Genomic DNA, 15387 nt, shown 5'->3' on the forward strand with positions numbered 1-15387 from the left:
ACTCTCCCTCCTTTTAGAAGCTTATGGAAATATTCTCGGTACTTAAGAGCGACATTCTTCTGAATTATTACTCCTTCGGGAGTCTTTTGGCGGTCCTCGCCTTTCTATTTACCTCTTTATTCTTCCTGTTTTTGAGGGAGAAGTCCTCGAGTACTATGCATTTGGCTCTCGGTTCCTTATTCTTTGCCTTTTTTTGCACCGGATATTTCTTTGCCGCATTCTTTTACCATCCCAATGCCGCCTATCATAGATGGCTTACCGTAGGATTCATACTTCCTGCTCTGATGCACTTGGGGCAATTCATGTCCCGTTATCCCCAAAACGCCCATCCTAAATTGAATCGGAATCTATTGATCGGACAATATTCGGTGATGGCGATCGGGGTTTCCTATTTTTTCTACGTAACGTATAACGCTCCCAAAAAATACCATTTTACCGCTCACCATTGGGACTTCAACGCCGAGGATGCTTCTCGAAAGATCGCGATCCTGATCGGACTCTTTGTGTTAGTTTCCTTTCTGATCATTCCGATTTGGAGAATGATCAAGACTAGCGGCAGGGTGCGATTCGCTATCGGCGGATTTATGAGCGCTCTATTGGCCGGAGGAGTCGTACCCGCGCTTACCAATATTCTAAGTAGAGACGGATATATCGAAAGATCCACCTACCTCACTTCCATCGTTCTCTTGATGACTTTGGGACTTTTCCTGATCCTCGTGATTTTTTTAAATTTCAGCGAAGAAAAAACCACCTTTATGGTGAAGATCGTAGGGATCACTTTCGTGACTTTGATGCTCATCATGCAGGCTCTCGTATTTATTTCGAATCAGGACAAGGAAGCGGAGTACGATACTAAAGCCATCGTAAATATGGCGAGAGTTCTGGAAGGTGGAAGATCGACTCCGGAAATGGAATATATCGTCCAGTGGGAAGGCGACTCTAAACCGGTGGACTATTCCCGTTATAGCAACCAACACGATCTTCGACTTCCTCAACTGGAAATAGACTTTAAGAATACGATCTTGTTCGAGCGAATCAAACTCCTGGAAGAAAACGATTTTAGAAATTCTTTAAAAAAGCTTCTGAAGGATACTCACGAATATTTCAGCGGATACCGTGCTACCATACTGAAATTCTTGGAATCCAATCCCAACCTCGAAGGGAAAGAGCTAAAGACTAAGTTATTCGAATCCCTCAATTCTTTGAACACAAGCGTGTTCGTAACTTCCAATAAACTGGATTATATCTTTCCTAAGGACTTCTGCTTGGACGGGCGGAAGTTTCTAAAGAGTGCGGATAAGGGTGTGGCGGCCTTTAGGGACCATCTACTCGCTCGTTGGAAAGAAAAAGACGGCAATTGCACTCTAAACGATAAGGACCTTTTGATCGGAGATTTGAAGGCGGAGATTCTTCTGTATTTCCGTCCCTTTCAGCCCGCATTGTATCGCCATTATCGCAAGAGCCTGGATGAGCATCGCCATTTTGTGACCTATATCCATTACGACGTCAAAAAGGACCTGGTAAGTGAGGTGGGATATTCTTATAGAAAATACAGGGAGTTCATGCACCCGACTGCGGCAAAGCAGACCATGATCTTGGGAATCGTGCTTATCGTCATATTCTTCGTATTTCCTCTATTCTTCCGACAAAGCTTGGTCTCTCCTCTGAATCGTCTTTTATCCGGAATGGAGAAGGTGAATCAAGGCGCCTTGGATGTGGAAGTTCAGGTGGACCTGAAGGACGAGATCGGATTCTTATCCGATTCGTTCAATAGCATGGTGACTTCGATTCGTCAGGCCAGGGGAGAATTGCAGGAATACGCGGAAAACTTGGCTACGAAGGTTCGGGATAGAACTACCGAACTCTCCGAAAAAATCGAGGAACTCCAAAGATTGAAAGTGCAGCAAGACGGGGATTATTTCCTAACTTCTCTTCTTGCGAAACCGCTTTTTTATAACGCGAATAAGTCCTCCAAGGTGGGGACCCAATTCATTCTCCACCAGAAAAAGAAATTCGAGTTCAAAGGAAAGCATGCCGATCTTGGTGGCGACCTTTGTGTTACCGGAAATCTCCGTTTAGGAAAACCCGACGATTACCAACGCTATACGTTTGCGATGAACGGAGACGCTATGGGAAAATCCATGCAAGGTGCGGGAGGCTCTCTCGTGATGGGGGTGGTCATCAATTCTATTTTGGCCCGCTCCGCGGCAAACGACCGTGTACTGGATTCCAGTCCTTCGGAATGGCTTACGGAAATATACGATGAAATGCAATCCGTCTTCAAATCCTTCAACGGATCGATGGTAATTTCCGGAACCTTCTTACTTGTAGAAGACGAGAGCGGAAAGGTTTGGTATTTCAACGCGGAACACCCGTATTCCGTCATTTACAGAGACGGAAGGGCCGGTTTCTTGGAAACAGGACTGACTCTCAGAAAGATAGGATTGGATTCCGAATACGAATTTAAAGTACACCAAACTAGATTGGAACCGGGAGACGTTCTGATTATCGGCTCGGACGGAAAGGACGATTTGGATCTGACTCCGGAGAAAGAGATTCGCACGATCAACGAAGACGAGATGCTTTTCCTTCAGTTGGTCGAAAAAGGTAAAGGCGATCTGATCGGAATCGAAGAAGAGATACTCAAAGTAGGAGAACTGACCGACGACTTGTCCTTACTTCGTGTGGAATACATGCCGATCTCTTCTCCTAAGACAGAGGACAAACTAACGGATCCTCTGGATTGGAAGTTCATATATAAGAAGGCGAAGGAAGATTATGTAGGAGGCAGATTGAGCCAGGCGCTCAACGCCTTGGAAGGTCTCTACGAATCCGATCCTCAAAACACCAAAGTCACCAAGTTGCTTGGTTTGTTGAGCTTTAAAGGAAAGAATTACTCCAAAGCCGTAGAAGTACTGAATCATTATTTGGGAAGCGATCCCGATTTGGTGGAGTACTGGTACTATCTATCTTTGGCGAATCGCAGGATAGGAAGGATGGACGAGGCGATTCTCGCGGCGAAACGTATGCAAGAGCTCCAACCGGATAATCCTCTAAACCTGGTCAATCTTTCGGATTTATATAGGCAGACGGAGCAATTCGAAGAAGCCTTGGAATACGCTCATATGGCGTTGGCCCTAGATCCGGAAAATGAAAACGCTCAAAAGCTGGTCCGATTGATCCGTAGAGACAGCCAAAATTCCTGATCGGAAAGATCAGTATTTTCCGTTCTCGAAATCCTTATAAAGCATAGAGGTTTGGATTCCTTTATTGCCTTGGTATTTACCGGATTTGTATTCCGTGATCTCGCCTTCTACGGTGTGATAAAAAATCTGGCAGATCTCCACATTCGGATAAATGATCAAAGGTTGGATTACGGAAATCTCCAAAGTCCAGAACCCTTTAAAGCCTACGTCTCCGAATCCCGCAGTCACGTGGACATACATTCCCAATCTGCCTATCGAGGAACGACCTTCCAGCATCGGGACCAGGTTATGCGTTTCGGTATATTCCAAGGTTCTTCCTAAGTACAGAACTCCCGGTTCCAGTTTCAGTCCGGTATCCGGGATGATTAAGGTTTCGGAAGGATTGGGTTTACGCATATCCAAAGGAGAATCCGTATAGCGTACGAGTTCATTATACAAACGCAAGTTATACGAGTTCGGATTCAATCTGCTATCGGAGTAAGGATCGATTAGGATATCCTTTTCCAGTCTTTTCTTAATTTCCTTACCCGTTAGAATCATTTTCGTTCCCGCTTGGCGTTTTTTCCTATTTTTCTCCCGGGCCGAACTCTCGCCACTTTTTTGGTGGGATTACTTTCCTTTAAATTGTGGTTTTCGTTTTTCCCGAAACGCAGCCAAGGCCTCTAGACGATCTTCCGTATTTAAAGTCCGGTTATAATGCTTCCTTTCAATTTTCAGGGCCGAGCCTATTTCCTTTCCTAGTCCTTCCCGAATTGCCGCCTTAGCTAGTTTTAGGGAAATCGGAGCTTTTTCAGAGAGGGTTGCCGCAAGTCTTTTAGCGGCCATAAAAGCCGAGTCGTGCCAGACGGAATTTGCCAACTGGAGTCGGAGTGCGGTATCCGCATCTATAACTGCAGCGGTAAGAATCAGTTCTAATGCCTTGGTGGTTCCGATTCTTCTAGGTAATCTTTGGGTTCCACCTGCCCCGGGAATAATACCCAATCCGGTTTCCGTGAGGCCTACCTTAGCGTTACTATTCATAAGGATAAAATCACAGGAGAGAGCTAATTCCAAGCCTCCGCCGTAAGCGTCGCCGTCCAATGCGGCGATCGTAGGAATCGGAAGAGATTCTATTTCTTGGAAACATTTTCCGACGTCATCCAGGAATCGATGCACTTCCTTTTCCGACATCTCGGCTCTTTCCTTTAGATCGGCACCTGCACAAAAGACGGAACCTTCTCCTTGAATGATTAAGACTCTCGTTTTCTGGTCGGATTTTATTTTCTCAATATGCGACATAAGATTTAATAGCAAATCTCTGGAGATCGCATTTCGTTTTTCAGGTCGATTTAAGGTAATTATACTCGTATAATCTTCGATGGAATATAAAACAGTTTCGCTCATTCGTTTCCTTCCGAAAAAACTTTCCTCGAGGGAAGGTTTTTTTCCGATAATAGGGTAGGTTGGTCGGTTTTTTGGAATCGGCAAGCAAAAGCGCGAACTGAGAACGGTTCTAGTTTGGGGAAAAAATGCATTCTTTGGGCAGAGCAATCCTTCTAATTTCTTTTTTAGCCGTCGTGGGACTTTCTTGTTCTGATAGCAAAAATACGGATCTAGCGACTCAGCTGGGGATAGGAGATCCTGTGATAACGGAAATCGATCCTCCTTCCGGTGCGCCTCCGATCGGAGCGACTCCGGGAACTTCCGTGACTATCAAGGGAAGATTATTCACACCGGATGTGAATCTCACCAAGGTTACATTCAACGGAGTAGCTGCGACAGTGCTTACCGCCACTTCTACGGAAATCACCACTACGGTTCCGGCCGGAGCCTCGACAGGAACCTTATTCGTAAGCAAGGGAGGAGCGGTGTATTGCGATCCGGATAACGGTAGCGCTGCCTCGAACTGTTATGGAAGAAAATTCTACATAGATTGTTATAAATCTTTTAATAACCAATATGGAGACGAGTTCGGAGTGAGTTATCCGAACTCAAAGACTTTCCAAATAACCGGCCAGACGGGAACCAAAGCTCTGAGAATCGATTTAAATCCGGACGGTCCGACGAATGTCAAGATCGCTTGTGATACCTTATTGATTTATACTTTGTTCTCCAAGACCTGTTCTCAAACGAGTGTGGGAACTTTTACGGATACAAGCACTTGGGTATACCAGCCTACTTTATCATTTCCCAGCTATTATACGGTCCAAATGTTCGTTACTGCGGGCCAAGGGAATTGCGAAATCTCCTTTCCATAGGAATATACCGGAAAAAATACTTGGTTTCTTAGAACGTTTGGTTTAAGATTCGGAGAGGAGGACAGATATGAGTACTATCGCCGCGATCCAGCTCGGGTTACCCGAAAGAGCCTCTTCGGATCCTCGTAAAATGCCTAGGGTAGAAGGGATTCCTACCAAGCCTTATGAAAATAAGCAGGCGGACACTTCCGATAAAAAATCTATGGATTCCGATTATGCCGGAGAAATATACAAGGTTAAAGGCGCCTTTGTAGATAAACTTTCTTAAGCCAGGGCAAAAACCCCGAATCAACAAAAAAGCCCTCGAAGTTTCGAGGGCTTTTCATTTTCTAAAGCAGTAAAGAATTGCTTATCTGCTTTCTTTATAATTGATTTCGAGAATGTTTCCGGAGGGGTCCAAGAAATGTAGGAACTCTCCGCCGTCTCTTGCTTCCGGGCCGCGAACGATTTGCACTGCCTTGGATTCCAATTCAACGATTGCTTCCGTAAAATCGTCCACGTCCAGAACGAAGCTAAGAACGGGAGATTTTGCTTCGGAAAGAGCTCCTTTTACCCCGTTGGTATTGAGGAGTTTCAAATTCACGGAATCCAGTCCGATGATGGCGAAATCCCCACCCTTTTCTTCCACTGGTTCGAAATCAAAGAGTTCGGAATAAAACTTAACAGAGGCGCTTAGGTCCCCGGTTGGTATTACGATATAGTCGATTCCTTCTACGATGATCATGGAGGCGGATCCTGTTTTCCTTTTTCGTCATTATGAGAGGAAAACCGGGCTTGTCTATCGGAAAACAAAAAGGGGTCCGTTTTTCAGTCCCTAGGGCCGTTTCCGACTCGTTTATGTTCATCCATTAAGACTTGGGCCTATTTAGGAAGCCCACCAACTCTTCATTCTCTTTTCCTCCCTTCCATAGGAAGCCGTCCAGAATGTAATGGGTGAATTGGGGGAGGAAGAACATAGGCACCAATATGAATTCTAATCCTCTTCCGATTTCCAAAACCGAGACGGATCGATTTCCGAATATTTCCGCGTGTTCTCTCCAAACAAAAGTATCCCATAACCACTCTTCCGAATATGCGAGAAGAAGTAAGACTCCGACAAACGGCAGGATTGCGAGTAGACCTTTGGAGAATGCGGTATAAAAGAAATGGGGGAGATTCTTGCGGCGAAAGTTTCCGTAAGCGTATATTAGCGCTATGTAAGGAATCCCATGATTTATTACATTCGTAAAAGTGAATGCGAAATCGTCATTTAATAGAACGATTCCAACGTACCATACCGAAGCCGTATTGAAGAGTAATAACAGTTTTCCGATCGATATGTATTCTTTACGTATTAGAAGATAGATCTGCGAGAAAGCGTAAAGAACGACCCAAATCCAGAAGAATAGGATCGTTAGTTCGGCCAGGGACTTTTGTGGAAAGTAGAAGAAGTCGCCTTCCGTAAACCATTCGAACTTTCGGCCTCCGGGCGCCAGATGCCAATAAACTACAGGCAGAATCGTGATCGCATAGAGTGTGGCTTTGTCCCAGCTGAAAGAAAGTAGACCTTGGGTTCTTTTTTCTCCGCGTGCGTATAGACTTAAGAATCCGTATTGTTGTCGGATAAAATGAAAAACGGCTAGGTAGGATACGCAGGTCCAAAATACGGACTTACCGAAAGAATATAAAATGAGCGCCGAAATGAAACAGAATAAGGGAGTGAGAGTCAATAACGTCTTTCTACGATTCCAGACTTCCCTGTCCCAATAGGCACGAAATAGGGTGGAATAAACATGCGCCACGTCTATACCTGGGATCAAGGCCAGCCATAACCAAGGAGGCAATGCCTTGCCGTCGGTCCTGGAAGCTCCGGAACTTGGACCGGCATTCGGAAAATCGAAATAGTCCGCGATCAGTACTAGAATGACCGACAGAATCCCCGGCCCGAGTATCCAGGTAAGATCGAAACGAGCGGAGAAAATCCAAGGTTTCCGATGATCGGTCATTTAGGATACCCCTCGGAAATGTTTCGCTTTTTTGGCGGCTTCGAATCCTCGAGTGAGCGCCTCTTCGAAAATAGAAATACCGCTCAAATCGCAATGAGCGAAATGCAATCCTTCTTGGGACTGGGAAAGCTTTTCCCTTTCTCCTCCCCAGAGAAATCCGGGAACCGGACGTATCATGGCATGTGCATGGACCATGATATCGATTCGGGATACTAGGTTTTTGATATCGGGATGCGGACGTTTCAGATCTTCTAAGATCAGTTCTCTCCAATCATTCCAGTTTCGAGGAAGCAGGGACCTTCTGGCCGCAATCGTATCTTTTCCTCCGAAGGCCTGGTAATAGGTAAGAACGGATTGGGGCCTCTGGGCTCTCAAGTCTTGGTGGGTAGAGACCACGTATCCGAGAGAAGCGCTCTTGTAGATGACGTTTTCCCAGGCCGGAGGATGTCCCTTGCCTTGAGGCAATTCGTCCACGAATAGATTGGCCACCATCCAAGGAGAATATTCCAGATTTTGTAAGAAGGTGCTCTTCTCTCCCAATACGTATTTTCTAGTAAAGGAAGGAAGAGCGTATATGACCTGGTCCGCAATATAGGCGGTGTCCTTTCCGGATTTCAAATCGTAGACGTTGATCTCCCATTTACCGGGAACTTTTCGAATTCTCTCTACCAAGGAAGAAGTGCGGATTTTTTCCTTAGAAGGAGATTTCAAGAGTTCCATTAAGAATCCGTTCCCTTCCGGCCAGGTAAGAAGAGGGGGGGAATCCTCTTCGTCCCTAAGGCGAGAGCAGAAATAATGCAACCCTGCCCAAGCGGAAACCGTATCCGAATGACCACCGTAATCGTCCCTGGTGCAATAATCCGCATACCAGAGAATCTCGGGAGAACGAATTCCGGCAGAGATCAAATATTCGGAAAATGGAATACGATCCAGCTTCAAGATTTCCGGATCTCGAGAAGAGAAATCGACGGGGATGCTGAATGCTTTTTTTCCGTCTCTTCCTATTCTGTTTTGCCAAGATGATAGAAGTTTACGAAATTCCAGTTCTTGCGAATCCGGTTCCCCTGATCTTCTGGGAACCAGTCCGGCCTGCCATCTTCCCTGGTAGAATAATCTTTCGTCCGGATCGAAGCAGAGATATTTTTCGGGATAAATCGGATTTCCGGATGCATCCTTTCCTTCCACAAGTCCGTTCTCTTCCAGAAATTTTCGAACTAACACCGTCTCGGGACCTGGTTGGGGAAGATAATGAGCGCCCCATGGATATTTGAGAGAATTGCTTTCGGAGTAGCGGGAATTTCCTCCCGCTTCGTTTTCCAGATCCAGGAGAATATAATCTCGGATTCCGAACTGAGATAGATAGTATCCGGAGGCTAGCCCTGAGATTCCGGAACCGGCTATGAGTACCTTGGTGCGGATCGAGTTTCCTTGCGGTCGGAAATCCGATCTGGGCTGCCGAAGTCTATGACCTGCCTCCCGATTCGGGCCTAGGATTTTTCCCTCTACTTTTCTCTTACCGAATCGAAAGAATCCTCCTACACCGATTAGTAAGGCACAGAATCCGAGTACCGAAAGAAAGATTTTTCTGGAAAAGCGTTCCTCTTGCATAGGGCGAATCGAAGATTATTCGGGCTCGAAGAAGAGGCAAGGAAAAAGAGAAAGGATAATCACGATCCGCATTCTCCTTGGCTTTCCGACACGGATTCGGAATGTATTCCTATGGCTCTTCTTTTGGATTTAGATAACACTCTTTTCGATTCGACTTCGATCTACGAGGCCACAGTCAAGCGATTGGAGACGCAAGCAAAGGCGTTAGGCTTTTCTTCCTCCTCCGAATTTCGGAAAGCTTATGAGTCCGCAAGAAAAGAAGTCAAACTCGCCCTTCCTAATAACCCTGTGAATCGTCTGCGATTCTTGTATTTTAAGAAACTAACCGAAGGCGTTTTCGGCCGAACGAATCCTTCTCTGATTTTGAAATTAGACTCGTTGTACTTTCGTTTCTTCTTGAACGGGATTCGGGAATGGAAGAAAAAGAACGCCAAGGATTTCGGAAGAATTTTGAAGCTCCTCAAGGAACTGCAGGAAATCCAGGACTTGGTATTTATCACTAACGAATCTCTACGCACTCAGGTCCTGAAACTTTCTGTGTTACTCCCCAAGGATATAAAATATCGGATGGTGACCTCCGAAGAAATCGGAGAAGAAAAACCTTCTCCTTTGATGTTCCAAAAAGCTTTGGAAGGAGCTAAGGGAGAAAATTCTTATCTGATCGGAGATTCCTTAGAAGACGATATCCGTGGGGCCCTGGGAGTCGGAGTGCAGGCGTTCCATATATCAAAACCTATCGATTCCGGTAAGAAAAAGACCGTAACCCTCCAGAAGAAAAAATTAGAAGGCCGAGAATACTGGACCTCACCGGATCTGGTCTCCGCCTTGAACTATATTTTGAGTATAGAAAAAGGCTCGGTTATATCCTAGGATCGAAAAGGACCTTATTTCTTTTTCAGAAGTGCGAAAAGGGTAAGATTCAGATTTATCTTTTTAAAGGTGAGATACCAAAGAATTAAGGTTCCATAATAGAATGCTTTCTTTAACAAGATCCCTAATTTAGCTTTAGGACCTGAAATTCCCGAAACGGAAGCGATCGGTTTTAAGATGGAAAATTCCACGGAGGAAAATCCGCATTGCTCCGCTAATAGACCCAAGGTCTTTTCGGTGTAATCGTTGATATGATCCTTAGCTTCCAGGTAATGTCCGCCCGGTTGCATTCCTTTCAGGGCCACTTTTAATTTAGCCTTGAATAACTGAACGGGGAAATTCGGGGTCTGTACGAATAAGAATCCGCCTGGCTTTAAAAGTCCGAACAGATATTGTATCAGGCTATGAGGTTTCGGGATATGTTCTATCACGTCCCAAAGAGTGATGATATCGAAGCTTTCTTTCGGGAGTCCGCTGTCTTGCACGATTCCGGGAAATACCTGTTTTAGACCGTTCTTCTCTCTTGCGAATTTTACCGCTTTCTCCGAGATCTCGTATCCTACCGCTTCCCAACCCGGGCGTGTGGTTCCGATAGTCTTAACGAAGAATCCGAGCCCGCAACCTACGTCCAAAATTCTACCCTTTGGAGCGGAAAGAAATTTGCCTATGAAGTCTTTATAGATCTCTCTGTGAGCGACATCCCACCAGTCTAAATCGTATCCGGCTTCGTCGTCCCAGTAACCTTCGTAATGCTCCTCTTGTTCGTACGTGGAGAATGCGTGACTGCAATTCAGGCAGCGCACGATAGGTATTCCGTTTTCGACGAATAAGGTTTTATTGTTTTGGCTGCCGCAGAGGTAACAGGTCTGGTTCAAAGCGAGTTCCGTTTAGATGATAGTTTATAGTCCGTCCCAAGACTTAGATTATCGATCAGTATTCCGGTCTCGGACTCCAAGATCCTTTACCTTTCGGGGACAGGCTCTTATCCTTTTGGGCGAGTCTTTAAATTCCAGTAAAAAACGAAATAGTTTCGGGCCTTTTTGGATTTTCCAAGGAAGCGGTCGTTGGAAGCATGGAACTATACTCTCGTTGTATTAGGAGATTTGTTTGGCTAAAGTACATTTTACCAAGATGGAAGGAATCGGGAACGATTACGTTTATATCGACGCGACTCAGGACGATCTTCGCTTAAGTCCCGAACAGATCAGTAAATTATCCGATCGGAATTTCGGAATCGGAGGAGACGGAGTCATATTCATTCGTTCTTCCAAGACCGGTGATTTCCAAATGGATATGTACAATGCGGACGGTTCTTCTTCTGAGATGTGCGGAAACGGAATCCGTTGCGTGGGAAAATTCGTCTACGACCATGGCCTTACGAATAAGAAACAACCCAAGATAGAAACCGGTGCAGGAGTTTTGGAACTCGATCTGCAAGTCGGCGGAAGCGGTAAGGTGGAGCAAGTTTCCGTAGATATGGGAAAACCGATCTTGGTCCCTTCTCTCATTCCTGTGAAATGGGAGAATGAGAATCCGATTCTAGAACAACCTCTTTCTTTTTTAAGTAAACTGCCGGGCTATTCTTCCTACAATCTGAAGTTCAGCGCAGTAAGTATGGGCAATCCTCATTGCATCATCTATGTGGAAGATCCGGACCAATTTCCGGTTAGAGAGATCGGACCCCTGATCGAAAATTATACGGAGCTATTTCCTCGCAGAGTGAATGTTGAATTCGTTTCTCTTCGTGGTAAAGACCATCTTTACCAAAGAACCTGGGAAAGAGGCGCCGGAGAAACTCTCGCATGCGGAACGGGGGCTTGTTCGGTCATGACTGCATCCCATTTGAACGGTAAGACAGGTAAAGACGTTCGGATCGATCTAAGGGGCGGGAGCTTAAGAGTGCAATGGCTCGAATCCGGACATGTACTCATGACCGGACCCGCTACCGAGGTATTTAGCGGAGTCGTGGAAGTCTAAGCTTCCGCGTACTGCCCTTCCTGCAAAGAAATCATCCGGCTTCTTACCACATCGGAGAGTTGCTTCATATTCTCCTCTAACGAGCCGGAGAGAAATTCTCTGTGATCTACTTTTTCTCCGTAGATCACCTTTACCTTTTTGTAAATCGATCGTTTCTTGATATCGCATACTTCTTTGGGCATTCCCATAAAACTGCGAACGATAGGAGGTATAGGTATATCCGAATAGGATTCCTCTACCGGAATGATGACTGAAGGTAGGATATCCACCTTATTGCGTATGGAAAAAGCAGCAAATCCGCTATGGAAGTTCACCATGCCGGACTTGAAATCGTTTTTGACCATGTAATCGTGGCCTTCCGGAAAGATACCCAGGGTCTCGCCTTTCTTAAAGACTTGTTGGATCATCTTGATAGAACCGATGGAGATATTTCCATCTATCGACATCGGGATCCCTCCGGCGATCTTTGCCAGATCCTTGAATATAGGGATGCGAAATGTATATTCTGCTGCGATCCAAGAAATGAATCGGGGAAATGTATAGGAGAGAATGAACGGATCCATGTCCGATCTATGATTGCAGGTTAGAATCAACTTTCCGCTTGGAACGATATTCTCGGTTCCGTACGCGCTGATATTCACCGCCAACCCGATGAAAGGGGCGACGAAATTTTTGATTCTAAGATACGTTTTAGATTCTTTCTCCACGCTCAGAAACCTCTCGGCGAACTACTCTCCTAAGAAAACGCTCCACCATTTTTTGTTTTGGCTACTCGGTTGAGGAGGAGAATCGCTATCCCTGGAAGAAAGATTGCCTTCCTGTCTGGGGCGACTCATTTCTCTGTGCTTGCGCTTCGGTTGGACGTTCAGAAGATTTTTTTTGATCTCTTCGTATTCCTTGGATGCGCTCGAGTTAGAGCGGATATAATTTCGTATTTCATCCCATTCGGGATCGTGTTCATTGCCGTAAGCGGCGTAATTGAACAGATCGATTTGATCGAAATCAGGCATACTATTCCTTTTCCGTTGATAGGAAGTCCAAAATGGATCGCACAGGACTGCGGTTGGGAAGTCCGTTCGAACCTTTCGCATGTTTGCCCGGGAAAATACTATGGCAACAGTTTTCGTAAATTTCAAACCGGATTTTCCGGATCGGATTTTAAAAAATCCGAAAGAGAGAACTGAATTTGAAGCTTCCATTTTCCGAATCTATAAAACATGGAGAGAGAGAATCTCCCTCAACTAAACAGACATAATTTCCAAGAAACGGAAGATCAGAAAGAAATCGGTACGGCGAAAAATCGGGGGAGAGTGATTCCTTTTCCTTCTCCCCCCGGACGGAATTTAAAAAAAATCCGGGAATTGTACGAAACCCTTTTCGATCCCAAGAAAGCATCGGACTAAGAGGGAAATTTCTAGGTTTTGAAAAGAGACCGGAGGTTTTCTAGATATGCCCGGCTCTCCGGATCGTTCTCCGGTGGGGCCCAAGAGGCGAACTCTTTATCGGTCTTAGGATCGTAAGGACCGGACTTTCCCTCGAAGCAAATGCAGGCTTCGGAGAGACAAACCAGAGAATGATACACTCCCGGACTTAGATCGATTCCGTACACGGGGCCGTCGGAAGAAAGAAGATGGGTTTCTTTGATATTTCCGTCTTCTTCGAATAGTATGAAGCCCAGACTTCCTTTTAGAACTAGAAAAGTTTCCGGCTTAGGCGGAGACTTATGCCGGTGGGCTTGCACATAGGTTTCCTTGGTGAGTACGTTCAGGAACCTTTGGTACGGTTCCTGGAGTTCGTGAAAGTTATGATTGGTTCTTCCTCGAGCCGAAGAAGAGGCTTGGGGCAGGAGTCTTTCGAATAACTCCTGATCGATGAGTTGTTTAACCGGTCGGGAGGAGTTGTAACTGCTGTTCACAATAGGCTACCAAGTAGTCTTTGCAGGCAGTGCAGGTTTCCGCAGCCCCGCAGGCTTGAACTACTTCTCGGTAATCTTTTCCTTCTTGTTTTGCAGTCTCTACGATTTTTTCAAAGGTGACTTGAGCGCAGTGGCACTTTTCCATTTGGATTCCCAACTCTTGTATCTATGACTATCGTTTTTGAGACTCAGTATTAAAGTCAAGTTTTCTGAGAAGAATTCTTTCAGAAATTATAACCCTTTAAGGGACATAATGTAGTAATTCCAAATCGGCCTGCGGAAGAGACCGTAGCGATATACTGCGATGCGCCGAAGCATTTTATAAGGATTCTCGGACCAGAAATATTCGTTTTGGTGCTTCGCAGATACAAGCGGAGGGCTCGGTTCTCGCTTAGCGAGAATCCGCCATCGGTATTTTAGAATAAGGGAAGAAGAAGTTGGTGCGCCCAGAAGGATTCAAACCTCCGACCTTCTGATCCGTAGTCAGACGCTCTATTCAGCTGAGCTATGGGCGCGGATTTGCTAAAACAGCCACTTCTCCAAACGAACCAGATGTTCTTGGGGAAGTTTCGGGACCAGTTTTTTTCCCTTGGTGTAATTGTATAGCAGGAAACCGGACAGGCCTAGATAGATCCCTATGCCGGAGAGATGAGCTATATTTGCCAACCAAGGCCCCGCTAGAGGTATCCAAGATAAGATCCAGGAAAGGAATAGAAATGCGATAAAGTATAGAACGTTTAGAAGAGATAGTTTAGAGTATTTGAAAATCTCGGGATTCTTATCGAAGAAGGTAAATCCGAGTAACCAATTTCCGAAGAGAGGAAGGGTCACTAGATACACCCTGAATCTCTCCGTCCGAGAAAATTCCAGTGCCTGTTTCCAATATGGAGAAAGGAATCCCCAGGCCTTAGCCTTGAGTTCCGCGAATCTTGCTGAGTATTTTTCGAACTTCATGCTCTATTTCCGGAAATAAGGGTAAAACGAATAATTTCCCTTGGTATGCTTGGAAGGCTCCTAGGATTCCGTAACCGAGTAGCGCCAACCAAGCCACATAATCGATGAAATCGGTGACCACTGGATTTGCGTGAATCCATTTTAAGATCGTACTTAAAATAGGGAATTCTCTCAGGAACCAAACGACTAAATGTAGGAATACGAAACCAGAATTCAATTTGATGGCTTGTATCGCGTGGAATTTACAGATCTCTTGGTTTTTTCTGAAAAACCAGGGAAGGATCCATCCTACGAAAGGGATATAAGAAATCGCTGCGAATAGATTCGGGTATTCGTCCCCTTCTAAAACGCGCTTTGTCTCTTCCAGGAATTCCCGGGCGTTGAATCTCTGGTCGGACATGTTTCTTAATTCCTGAGATCAGGTGGGGGTAGTTGGGAACTTTCGGAGACGCAGGGATTCGAACCCTGGGTACAGGTTACCCCATACGACAGTTTAGCAAACTGCTCCTTTCGACCGCTCAGGCACATCTCCAATATTGTTCCATTCCGGAGAAGGTAGGATTCGAACCCACGGTGGGAGTTACCCACGACGGTTTTCAAGACCGCTGCCTTAAACCACTCGGCCACTTCTCCGG

Annotated in this window: 16 protein-coding genes and 3 tRNA genes; 5 read left to right on the forward strand and 14 right to left on the reverse strand. The window is 45.5% G+C overall.

Going from position 1 to position 15387, the window contains the following annotated elements; translation table 11 throughout:
* Positions 1–23 precede the first annotated feature (23 nt).
* Positions 24–3206, forward strand: a complete 3183-nt coding sequence (locus tag LEP1GSC061_RS15460) for a SpoIIE family protein phosphatase (RefSeq protein ID WP_016546628.1) — start codon at positions 24–26, stop codon at positions 3204–3206.
* Between the two features lie 9 nt (positions 3207–3215).
* Here LEP1GSC061_RS15460 and dcd read toward each other — a convergent pair whose 3' ends face one another.
* Entirely contained in the window at positions 3216–3746 is a 531-nt protein-coding gene (gene dcd, locus LEP1GSC061_RS15465) for a dCTP deaminase (protein ID WP_016546339.1), read from the reverse strand.
* Positions 3747–3815: 69 nt separating this feature from the next.
* Positions 3816–4589, reverse strand: a complete 774-nt coding sequence (locus LEP1GSC061_RS15470) for an enoyl-CoA hydratase-related protein (protein WP_016546830.1) — start codon at positions 4587–4589, stop codon at positions 3816–3818.
* 125 nt (positions 4590–4714) lie between these two features.
* Here LEP1GSC061_RS15470 and LEP1GSC061_RS15475 point away from each other — a divergent pair, with 125 nt between their 5' ends.
* Both LEP1GSC061_RS15475 and LEP1GSC061_RS15480 read left to right on the forward strand, forming a co-directional pair.
* Positions 4715–5443, forward strand: coding sequence for an LIC10067 family putative lipoprotein (locus LEP1GSC061_RS15475; RefSeq protein WP_016546826.1), 729 nt, complete (start codon positions 4715–4717; stop codon positions 5441–5443).
* 67 nt (positions 5444–5510) lie between these two features.
* Positions 5511–5711, forward strand: coding sequence for a hypothetical protein (locus LEP1GSC061_RS15480; protein WP_016546778.1), 201 nt, complete (start codon positions 5511–5513; stop codon positions 5709–5711).
* Positions 5712–5792: 81 nt separating this feature from the next.
* Here the strand turns inward: LEP1GSC061_RS15480 and LEP1GSC061_RS15485 are convergent, their stop codons facing one another.
* From LEP1GSC061_RS15485 to LEP1GSC061_RS15495, 3 genes are all read right to left on the reverse strand, one after another.
* Positions 5793–6167 (reverse strand): VOC family protein, encoded by a 375-nt coding sequence (locus LEP1GSC061_RS15485; RefSeq protein WP_016546036.1) that lies wholly within the window; start codon positions 6165–6167, stop codon positions 5793–5795.
* A 124-nt stretch (positions 6168–6291) separates the two neighbouring features.
* Positions 6292–7428 carry a hypothetical protein gene (locus LEP1GSC061_RS15490; protein ID WP_016546153.1) on the reverse strand — a complete coding sequence of 379 codons (1137 nt, stop codon included), beginning with the start codon at positions 7426–7428 and terminating at the stop codon, positions 6292–6294.
* Positions 7429–9036 (reverse strand): FAD-dependent oxidoreductase, encoded by a 1608-nt coding sequence (locus tag LEP1GSC061_RS15495; protein ID WP_016546158.1) that lies wholly within the window; start codon positions 9034–9036, stop codon positions 7429–7431. It lies immediately after the preceding gene.
* Here LEP1GSC061_RS15495 and LEP1GSC061_RS15500 point away from each other — a divergent pair.
* On the forward strand, positions 9031–9906 hold the full coding sequence (locus LEP1GSC061_RS15500) for an HAD family hydrolase (protein WP_016546534.1): 876 nt from the start codon (positions 9031–9033) through the stop codon (positions 9904–9906). The genes LEP1GSC061_RS15495 and LEP1GSC061_RS15500 overlap by 6 nt on opposite strands.
* A gap of 14 nt (positions 9907–9920) precedes the next feature.
* Here LEP1GSC061_RS15500 and LEP1GSC061_RS15505 read toward each other — a convergent pair whose 3' ends face one another.
* Positions 9921–10781, reverse strand: a complete 861-nt coding sequence (locus tag LEP1GSC061_RS15505; RefSeq protein WP_040508969.1) for a class I SAM-dependent methyltransferase — start codon at positions 10779–10781, stop codon at positions 9921–9923.
* Positions 10782–11013: 232 nt separating this feature from the next.
* Here LEP1GSC061_RS15505 and dapF point away from each other — a divergent pair, with 232 nt between their 5' ends.
* Positions 11014–11883, forward strand: coding sequence for a diaminopimelate epimerase (gene dapF, locus LEP1GSC061_RS15510; protein ID WP_016546807.1), 870 nt, complete (start codon positions 11014–11016; stop codon positions 11881–11883).
* Here the strand turns inward: dapF and LEP1GSC061_RS15515 are convergent.
* The 8 genes from LEP1GSC061_RS15515 to LEP1GSC061_RS15555 all read right to left on the reverse strand — a co-directional run bounded on the left by LEP1GSC061_RS15515 (position 11880) and on the right by LEP1GSC061_RS15555 (position 15385).
* A complete protein-coding gene (locus LEP1GSC061_RS15515; protein WP_016546699.1) occupies positions 11880–12590 on the reverse strand; it encodes a lysophospholipid acyltransferase family protein in 711 nt (236 codons plus the stop codon). The two genes, dapF and LEP1GSC061_RS15515, sit on opposite strands and share 4 nt — an antisense overlap.
* A 21-nt stretch (positions 12591–12611) precedes the next feature.
* Positions 12612–12893, reverse strand: coding sequence for a hypothetical protein (locus LEP1GSC061_RS15520; RefSeq protein ID WP_016546531.1), 282 nt, complete (start codon positions 12891–12893; stop codon positions 12612–12614).
* A gap of 404 nt (positions 12894–13297) precedes the next feature.
* Positions 13298–13798, reverse strand: coding sequence for a WbuC family cupin fold metalloprotein (locus tag LEP1GSC061_RS15530; RefSeq protein ID WP_016546706.1), 501 nt, complete (start codon positions 13796–13798; stop codon positions 13298–13300).
* Positions 13799–14236: 438 nt separating this feature from the next.
* Positions 14237–14313: transfer RNA gene (locus LEP1GSC061_RS15535), tRNA-Arg, on the reverse strand.
* A 7-nt stretch (positions 14314–14320) separates the two neighbouring features.
* Entirely contained in the window at positions 14321–14752 is a 432-nt protein-coding gene (locus tag LEP1GSC061_RS15540; RefSeq protein ID WP_016546245.1) for a hypothetical protein, read from the reverse strand.
* Entirely contained in the window at positions 14706–15152 is a 447-nt protein-coding gene (locus LEP1GSC061_RS15545; RefSeq protein ID WP_016546751.1) for a hypothetical protein, read from the reverse strand. Before LEP1GSC061_RS15545 ends, LEP1GSC061_RS15540 begins: the two co-directional genes overlap by 47 nt.
* 43 nt (positions 15153–15195) lie before the next feature.
* Positions 15196–15284, reverse strand: a tRNA-Ser gene (locus LEP1GSC061_RS15550).
* 15 nt (positions 15285–15299) lie between these two features.
* Positions 15300–15385: transfer RNA gene (locus LEP1GSC061_RS15555), tRNA-Ser, on the reverse strand.
* Between the last annotated feature and the right edge of the window lie 2 nt (positions 15386–15387).

Source organism: Leptospira wolffii serovar Khorat str. Khorat-H2 (genome assembly GCF_000306115.2).
GTDB classification, from domain to species: Bacteria; Spirochaetota; Leptospiria; order Leptospirales; family Leptospiraceae; genus Leptospira_B; species Leptospira_B wolffii.

What these genes read in the sequence shown, in the direction of transcription:
- LEP1GSC061_RS15490 (WP_016546153.1), bottom strand. Translation starts at nt 7,428, where the DNA reads ATGACCGATCATCGGAAACCTTGGATTTTCTCCGCTCGTTTCGATCTT.
- LEP1GSC061_RS15495 (WP_016546158.1), bottom strand. Translation starts at nt 9,036, where the DNA reads ATGCAAGAGGAACGCTTTTCCAGAAAAATCTTTCTTTCGGTACTCGGA.
- LEP1GSC061_RS15480 (WP_016546778.1), top strand. Translation starts at nt 5,511, where the DNA reads ATGAGTACTATCGCCGCGATCCAGCTCGGGTTACCCGAAAGAGCCTCT.
- LEP1GSC061_RS15470 (WP_016546830.1), bottom strand. Translation starts at nt 4,589, where the DNA reads ATGAGCGAAACTGTTTTATATTCCATCGAAGATTATACGAGTATAATT.
- dcd (WP_016546339.1), bottom strand. Translation starts at nt 3,746, where the DNA reads ATGATTCTAACGGGTAAGGAAATTAAGAAAAGACTGGAAAAGGATATC.
- LEP1GSC061_RS15485 (WP_016546036.1), bottom strand. Translation starts at nt 6,167, where the DNA reads ATGATCATCGTAGAAGGAATCGACTATATCGTAATACCAACCGGGGAC.
- LEP1GSC061_RS15540 (WP_016546245.1), bottom strand. Translation starts at nt 14,752, where the DNA reads ATGAAGTTCGAAAAATACTCAGCAAGATTCGCGGAACTCAAGGCTAAG.
- LEP1GSC061_RS15545 (WP_016546751.1), bottom strand. Translation starts at nt 15,152, where the DNA reads ATGTCCGACCAGAGATTCAACGCCCGGGAATTCCTGGAAGAGACAAAG.
- LEP1GSC061_RS15520 (WP_016546531.1), bottom strand. Translation starts at nt 12,893, where the DNA reads ATGCCTGATTTCGATCAAATCGATCTGTTCAATTACGCCGCTTACGGC.
- LEP1GSC061_RS15460 (WP_016546628.1), top strand. Translation starts at nt 24, where the DNA reads ATGGAAATATTCTCGGTACTTAAGAGCGACATTCTTCTGAATTATTAC.
- LEP1GSC061_RS15475 (WP_016546826.1), top strand. Translation starts at nt 4,715, where the DNA reads ATGCATTCTTTGGGCAGAGCAATCCTTCTAATTTCTTTTTTAGCCGTC.